This window comes from Marinomonas fungiae (genome assembly GCF_001418205.1).
GTDB classification, from domain to species: Bacteria; Pseudomonadota; Gammaproteobacteria; order Pseudomonadales; family Marinomonadaceae; genus Marinomonas; species Marinomonas fungiae.
On record NZ_LIQF01000017.1, the window covers coordinates 56,192 to 64,223 of the forward strand.

At 47.4% G+C, this 8,032-nt stretch carries 6 protein-coding genes; 2 read left to right on the forward strand and 4 right to left on the reverse strand.

What is annotated here, in order from left to right:
- Window positions 1–45: 45 nt before the first annotated feature.
- The gene (locus ASC49_RS17665) at window positions 46–2,184 is read left to right on the forward strand and encodes a TRAP transporter permease (protein WP_055464569.1); all 2,139 of its coding nucleotides are present in this window, start codon (window positions 46–48) and stop codon (window positions 2,182–2,184) included.
- 27 nt (window positions 2,185–2,211) lie between these two features.
- On the opposite strand, the gene ASC49_RS17670 is transcribed toward ASC49_RS17665, so the two are convergent.
- Window positions 2,212–2,646 (reverse strand): BLUF domain-containing protein, encoded by a 435-nt coding sequence (locus ASC49_RS17670; RefSeq protein ID WP_055464570.1) that lies wholly within the window; start codon window positions 2,644–2,646, stop codon window positions 2,212–2,214.
- A 121-nt stretch (window positions 2,647–2,767) separates the two neighbouring features.
- Complete coding sequence (locus ASC49_RS17675; protein ID WP_055464576.1) at window positions 2,768–3,691, reverse strand: histone deacetylase family protein; 924 nt, start codon at window positions 3,689–3,691, stop codon at window positions 2,768–2,770.
- Between the two features lie 239 nt (window positions 3,692–3,930).
- On the opposite strand from ASC49_RS17675, the gene ASC49_RS17680 reads away from it, so the two are divergent.
- Complete coding sequence (locus tag ASC49_RS17680; RefSeq protein ID WP_055464571.1) at window positions 3,931–6,345, forward strand: bifunctional acetate--CoA ligase family protein/GNAT family N-acetyltransferase; 2,415 nt, start codon at window positions 3,931–3,933, stop codon at window positions 6,343–6,345.
- Between the two features lie 61 nt (window positions 6,346–6,406).
- Here ASC49_RS17680 and ASC49_RS17685 read toward each other — a convergent pair whose 3' ends face one another.
- Together ASC49_RS17685 and ASC49_RS17690 are read right to left on the reverse strand one after the other, a co-directional pair.
- Entirely contained in the window at window positions 6,407–6,625 is a 219-nt protein-coding gene (locus ASC49_RS17685) for a hypothetical protein (protein ID WP_055464572.1), read from the reverse strand.
- Window positions 6,626–6,652: 27 nt separating this feature from the next.
- A complete protein-coding gene (locus ASC49_RS17690) occupies window positions 6,653–7,807 on the reverse strand; it encodes a Na/Pi symporter (RefSeq protein ID WP_055464573.1) in 1,155 nt (384 codons plus the stop codon).
- Between the last annotated feature and the right edge of the window lie 225 nt (window positions 7,808–8,032).

The following is an 8,032-nucleotide window of genomic DNA, read 5'->3' on the forward strand; positions in this document are numbered from 1 at the left end:
TAATAATCGATGCATGTGCATTGTGATGACGTAATAGGCCTTACTATGTCTGAGACTCAGGTTAGCCAAGACCAAGAAATGCAGGATAAGCTCAAGAGTTTGGAGCTGGAACAGCGTGATGAAGCTTCATCGATAGGGCGATTAGTATATTGGGCTGGGGTATTGTTTGCTTTAGCTCACATTTATTTCAACACCTTAGGGACGCTTTCAGAGCTATGGGTATCCGCTATTCATTACAGCGGCTTCGCTTTGATTTGTGCCTTGATGGTACCCGCTTTCAAAGCCTCAAGCGCAGGTGGTCGGCGTTTAGCATTGACACTGGATATTGCTTTAGGCGTTGCCGCTATTGCCTGTACTGTGTATCTGATTTTATTTGAAGACGCCTTGTATGATCGCGGTGTGACGTTTATCACCAGTGATTGGGTGGCTTCCTTTGTCGCCATTGCGATTGCCCTTGAGCTGACTCGTCGTACGACGGGCTGGTTTATTCCCTCTTTGATTGTGGTCGCCCTTACCTATGTATTTTGGTGGGGACCTTACATAAACGGCATCTTTGGTTTTGCGGGACTAAGTCTTGAAACGGTTATGTTCCGTTCGTTCTTTTCGTCCGAAGGTATGTTTGGCTCTATTGCCCGTATTTCTTGGACCTATGTGTTCATGTTTATCCTATTTGGCGCTTTTCTGGTTAAGTCTGGCGCTGGCGACTTCATTATTGAATTGTCACGCTGTGCTGCGGGCCGCTTTGTCGGAGGTCCAGGTTTTGTTGCGGTTTTAGGTTCGGGGCTGATGGGGTCCGTGTCCGGCTCGTCCGTTGCAAACACTGTATCAACCGGTGTTATCACTATTCCTATGATGCGCAAGGCTGGCTTCCCTGCCCGTTTTTCTGCCGGAGTCGAAGCGGCCGCCTCGACGGGTGGACAGTTAATGCCACCTGTAATGGGAGCTGGTGCCTTCATCATGGCCTCTTACACACAAATCCCATACGTTGAAATCATCGCCGTATCAACCTTACCTGCCTTGCTGTATTTCATGTCCGTTGGATTCTATGTGCGAGTGGAAGCTATGCGCTCACATGCACACGCTATTGAGCTAGACACACGTAGCTTTGGCGAAGTTTTCAAAGAGGGCTGGCACTTCTTATTACCGCTGGCGGTCTTGGTGGCTTTGCTTATTTATGGTTTCACGCCAACCTATGCAGCAGGTATTTCCATTATTGCGGTGATTGTATCTTCTTGGTTATCAAAGAATCCGATGAAGATAAAGGATATCCTCGATGCGCTAGCGCAAGGCTCTCGTAACATGGCCACCACAGCGATTCTCTTGGTCGCAGTCGGTCTTGTGGTCAATGTCGTCGCGATGACAGGGATTGGTAATACCTTCTCATTGATGGTCTCAGAATGGTCTAACGGCAGTTTATTTATCATGCTCGCGTTAGTCGCCCTAGCGTCTTTGATCCTAGGCATGGGCTTGCCAGTGACAGCAGCCTATATCGTTTTGGCGACGCTGTCCGCTCCGGCGCTGTATAACTTGATTGCTGAATCTCACCTGATTGATTTGATTGTGGCAGGTAACTTGCCCGAGCAAGCGAAGGTGATCTTTATGTTGGTCGACCCTGAAAAATACGCACTGTTGTCTGCTCCGATGAGTCAAGCTGACGCTACAGCGTTAATTGCTCAGGTGCCTGGCGATTTCAAAGGCCAGCTTTTAGAGCAAGCCTTAAATCCAACGGTATTGAGTGCGGCTTTATTATCGGCTCATATGATCATTTTCTGGCTATCCCAAGATTCCAACGTAACGCCACCGGTTTGTTTAACCGCGTTTGCCGCCGCCGCCATTGCGAAAACGCCGCCAATGTCGACTGGCTTTATGGCATGGAAACTGGCTAAAGGACTGTATATCGTTCCGCTGTTGTTGGCTTATACCAACTTTATCGGTGGTGAGACGCCGGACGTGCTGCGCATCTTCGTCTTCGCCCTATTTGGTTTGTATGCCTTTGTCGGCTTTATGGAAGGCTATCTTGAAGGGCCATTGAACATTGCGTTGCGTATTCTATCCGGCGTTGCCGCGCTATTGATGCTTTGGCCACACCATAGCATTTTGCTGGATAGTGCAGGATTAGTACTGTTTATTGCCCTGTTTATCTACTCTCGCAAAACGCGCTCTGCGTCGTTGCAATCCGCATAACTTGAGTGAGACCTAGGCCTCAAAGTCCTAGGTCTCCTCTTCAGGAATGCTGTTAATAATATCTCGTATATCCCGCAAGATGGCGAGCGCCTGTTCTGGAGCTAATGAAAGCGGTAAAAAATCCTCTACCCCCGTGTTTCTTAGCAGTAAATCTCGCATGGCTTGATTGTTTTGCAAATAGCCCATATTCCAAGCGCCAAATTCCCGAGACGACGTGTAGTCATAAGAAAGAATCTCAACGTTCTCATGCCTCGGATCATTTAAAATATGCTGAAAGGTTTGGTTGACCATGGCACGGCCACCTTCTAAGCATTGTAGAAAGCCTTGCTGATTAAAACACAGCAAACCGGTAATCGAATTTTGCTGATTATTACGACGAGCCACCTGCAATATCGACCTAACAGACGAAGGTTTAAAAGCTGTAGTGGCTCGGCTCGCATAGATTAGGCGAACATAACTCATAACGTCCTCTCCATATAAACCACTGGCTGAGCTATAAGTTTATTGTCTGCTTATGTTGGTAAACATTACAAAATCGTTTGAGATCGGTTTGCATACGTTAGCGTACGTAACGATTTGATAATTAGAGCGCCATCATGGCCTTCAAGTGGCTGAATACTGCCCGCCCCAAGGCATCGGTGTTATAACCACCTTCCAACACGGAAATCACTCGTCCTTCGCAATGGCGTTCCGCGACGTCCATGAGCTTTTCAGTCACCCAAACAATGTCATCTTCACGCAAACGCAATTGCCCCATAGGGTCTTCAGCCAAAGCATCAAAGCCAGCAGAAATCATTAACAGCTGAGGTTTAAACGCTTCCAGAGCTGGAAACAACTCTGACTCGTAGGCAGCCCGAAAATCTTCTCCCTTCGAGCCTTTCTCCAATGGCATGTGGATAATATTGTCATGGGAAGCGCCTGGATCAGGATAAGGAAATAGCGGATGTTGGTAACTGGAGGCATACAGCACTCTCGGATCATTTTTAAAAATATCCTCTGTGCCATTGCCATGGTGCACATCAAAATCGACGATGGCGATGCGCTCAATGCCGTATTGGTTCAACGCATGACAAGCACCAACGGCGATATTATTGAATAAACAAAAGCCCATTGCTTTGTCATACTCCGCATGATGCCCAGGCGGACGAACTGCACAAAAGGCATTCTGTACTTCGCCACTCATGATCATATCGACGGCTTGTACGACGGCTCCAGAAGCTCGTAGCGCAGCATCAAGAGTGTTCGGCATCATCAAGGTTTCTTGATCCAGTTCCACATGTCCCTGTTCAGGAGCCTTGGCAAAAATAGAAGCGACATAATTCGGATCGTGAGTGGCGTTAAGCTGTTCTACGGTGACTTCATTGGCTTCTCGCCAACGCATAAAGTCCATCAGTTGCCCCGCGATTAAGCGGTTTTGAATGGCTTCTAATCGTTGTGGCGACTCGGGGTGATCCTCCCCAAGCTTATGCTCTTCACACAAAGGGTGTGTCAGGTACGCAGTGCTCATATCGGTATCCGTAAAAATCTGCACCCACATCAAGGGCCGCTATTATTGTTATTCATCAGGTCGCCATCTAAGGCTACTATAAGGCGATAATACGTGAACTGCCTTATATCAAGCCATAGTTTGCACTAGGCAGCCTATCCGACATTGGTCTAGACTGCTATGACAACGATGCATTCTCTGTTGTTGAGCGAGGGCTTTTGCCATGACGTTCGCTACAGGCCACTCAGGGAGATTTCTGCATGCATGCACTTCAGCCACTTCTCGCGCCCAACTCGATTCTTGTCTTCACGGGGCAAGACAGCCTCAATCCTATTCTGCATGCGGTACTTCGTGCTCTGTCTTACAGCGGCAGACGTGGAAAGATCTCTCTATACGGTGTCGTGCCAGATGAAAGCATTGGTGTGCTACCTTTTGAACAAATAGTTTCTCCTGAGGAGCTGGGCAGAACGCCTGATCTCGCTATTCTGGCAGGTGAAGACCCACGACCATTAACTGAGATCATTGAACAATGTGGCAGTCTTTCCATTCCTGCTCTGCTGGTGTTTATGGGCTCGAATGAAAGCTCAGAAGATATCCTAAAAGCCGCACGACAGCACAATGTGCGTTTAATAGGCCCCAACAGTTTTGGTATGTGTCGACCGAAACAAGGCTTCTCTGCGTGGCTCGGTTTAACGCAACCTATTCCTGGGCGCTTAGCTTTATTATCGCAATCAGGCACCGTCGCCAGCGCACTGGTGGACTGGGCCACTTGGCAAGGTATTGGTTTCTCCCAAGTAGTCAGTATGGGGAGCCCAATTGATGTGATGCCATCACAGGTACTGGACTACTTATCCAATGATTTTGAGAGCCAATCGATTTTGATGTACTTACAAAAAATCGGCTCCACTACCCGTTTTTTAAGTAGCCTGCGTGCCGCCAGCCGCTCCAAGCCAGTTGCAGTCGTCGCCGAGCATAATGTCGGCGCAGATCCACGCGTGTTGGATGCGGCCCTAAGTCGAACGGGTGCCGTGCGTGGACGCCGTTTGAATGACTTAGTAGCCGCCGCTTCGGTCATGACCAATGCTCGCCGTGTAAAAGAGGGTTCTCTTCTGATCATTGGTAATGGTGCAGGCCCAGGCGAGCTGGCTGCACAGCGGGCGACCGAAGTAAACATTAACTTACTAACACCAAGCGATGAATTAAAAGGAAGGCTTGAAGGTATCATGGCGGGTCGCGGCAGCGTCGGCAGCGTCACCACCGTTTGGGCCAGCTGTGACGCAAACCTGTTTGTCGAACTTGCTGAAGCCTCCCTCGCTGATAAAGAATGCGGGGCAGTATTATTGATGCTCAGCCCTACTGCGCTCATCAACATGGTGTCGCTGTACGACCAAGTATTGCAACTGCATAAAAAGCAGAAGAAACTTGTCATGGTATGTATGCTTGGCGGTGGCCATATGGTGGCATTGCGTACGCGTATTAACGAAGCAGGCATTCCGACTTTTAGAACTCCTGAAGCAGCCATTGAAGGCTTTCAGTTCTTAGTACAGTTTCATCGTAACCAGATGCTGGCAAAACAAATGCCAGATAGCCACGCATTTCGCTTTAATATTGATGTGGCGGCCGCACGGGCTAAGCTAAAAGAGATGATTAAAGCGGGTAATAAAACCCCAACGGCAGAGGATCTTAAAGAAGTCTTTGATCTATTTAACTTCCGCTTGATCACACGCCGACAAACCAATTATTTGCTGCAAGCACCGATTCATCTGCGCGCGTTTCGTGACCCGGTATTCGGTCCAGCCATCGGGTTGTCCCTAGAGGGTGCAAATCAATGGCACCATCAAACTGAAGCCGTTGCACTACCACCACTCAATACCATCCTATCTAAGGACTTAATTCATCGCGCCTTTCCAAATGTGGAATCCTTTGAGCTAGAAGACTTGCTGCGTAGCTTCTCAACTCTGGTGTGTGAATTACCGGAATTTGAGTACTTAGAATTAGCCGATGTACGAATTCACGAAAGTGGCAGTATTTTCGCCGATGTCACAGCTAAACTAAAGAGCAGCGGCAAGCTCAAACGCTATGAGCACTTATCAATTCAGCCCTACCCAAGACAATGGGTGAAGCAAGTAACGCTTCGTGATGGGCAAGAGATTACCTTACGCCCGATTTTGCCAAGAGATGCCGATATGATGGCCAACTTTGTCAAAAACTTATCCCATGAAAGCCGCTATTTCCGCTTTATTGCTAACATTTCAGAGCTGACGCCACGAATGGTGGCAAGCTTGTCACACATTGACTATGACCGTGAAATGGCATTAATTGCTGTGGGCGAAAAGGATGGCGAACAAGTGATGATGGGCGCTTCTCGCTTTAGCGATAACTTTGATGATCAAAGCTGTGAGTTTGCGGTGGTAATCGGCGATGATTACCAAGGACATGGCCTGGCAGCATTATTGATGCGTCGCTTAATATTGGTCGCTAACTTCAAAGGCATTAAAGAAATGAAAGGCACTGTACTGGCAGAAAACAAACGCATGATCGACTTCTGTCGTCGTATCGGCTTCACCATCAAACGTGATCCAGATGATATTAGTCTTGTAACTGCTTATGTACGCTTGACGCCTAAATTTATTGAAGGGGTGAAAGAGAAGCTAGGGATTGCGGTAAAAGCCTAAATAGAGGGCCATAAAGCCGACTGATACCTCAGTCGGCTTCACGCATTAAATAAGTAAATACTTACTTACGAAGTTCTTCAAGCACCATTTCAAAGAATGTTCGCACTTTCCCCCATTGCACCGGTGTCCACTCAGGACTTAAAGCAATGTCATCAACTTCTTCGTGTTGCATATCCAAATCACGTTTTTCAAGCTCAGTACGAATATCCTGAATGTGTTGTTCAGTTTCATTCAGAATCGTCTTAAGCTCTTCTTTCGACATACGTTCTAGATTAGACATAATGCAGGTTCCTTGTCTGAGAGCTGTTTAAATCATCATACTCGCGGCAATCATTAAAAGTGGCACAACGATAAACACGCCTAGCACCCAAGCGGCAGCAAAGACTTTTCGTTCAGAGGCGATGCCCGCCAGCCATTCAGCCCCTATGATCGGCAGGTTACGTAGTAACGGAATACCAAAGATCACCACTACGGCAAAGACGTTAAATAGGAAATGCACTAACGCTATTTCCAATGCCGACACAGCTAAGGCACCTGTGATTGCGGTAGCTGCCAGTAACGCCGTCACTGTTGTGCCGATGTTTGCACCCAGCATAAATGGATAAATCTGTTTTAAACTGAACGTACCCGAGCCTGCTAATGGCACCATTAAGCTTGTCGTCGTTGAAGAAGACTGAACAAAGGTCGTCACTAGAGCGCCTGATGCAATGCCTGTTATAGGACCGCGACCAATAGCAGAATGCAGCACTTCCTTTGCCTTACCAACCATTAGCACTTTTAACAATTTACCAATGTATGTAATTGCGGCAAAGATTAAAACTAGGCCTGTGATAATCAGTGCTACGCTTCCAAGAGTGCCTGGTAGCATCCCCGTTACGCTATCCACTGCACTTACAAAGGGTTTGGTGAGCATTTTGATTACATTGATATCAGACATTGAGTAACTGTCTGAACCAATTAAAAACGTTGAAAGCCACAGAGCGACATGCTCTAAGAATCCAAACATAATTTCTAACGGCAAGAAGATCGCCACCGCAATTAAGTTAAAGAAATCGTGTACTGTTGCAGCAGAAAAAGCTCGACGGAACTCTGCTTTATCGCGCATATGACCGAGACTAACCAGTGTATTAGTCACTGTCGTACCGACATTCGACCCCATGATCATCGGTATCGCAATTGTCACTGGCAAACCACCTGCCACCATCCCTACAATCAATGACGTTACCGTCGAGGACGATTGAATCAACGCTGTTGCAACAATACCAACAACTAAACCAACGTAAGGGTTGGAGGCGAATTCAAATAATTCCTGCGCCTGCCCTCCGGTTGCAGCTTTAAAGCCGGAGCCAATCATACTGACTGCACTAATCAACACGTACACTAGGCCTAACACAGCCAGCCACTGCAGCCAACGACCACCACTCGATACCCGTGGGGCCTGTAAAACCTCAGAACCATTCATAACAACCACCTCCATTTGAAAAAGCACATGCTATAAATGAAAAATGAAGATTATGTTACTGAATGAGAAGATTCATATTTGACAGGATAATGTCGCGGCGGCATTTTCGACAGACGTAAAAAAGTCCTGACCGCGTTAGCGATCAGGGATTCTTAATGAAAAGCTTGACGATATTTATGCCCTTGCGGTACGACCTACTCTCACATGCCCATCAATTCTTAAGAA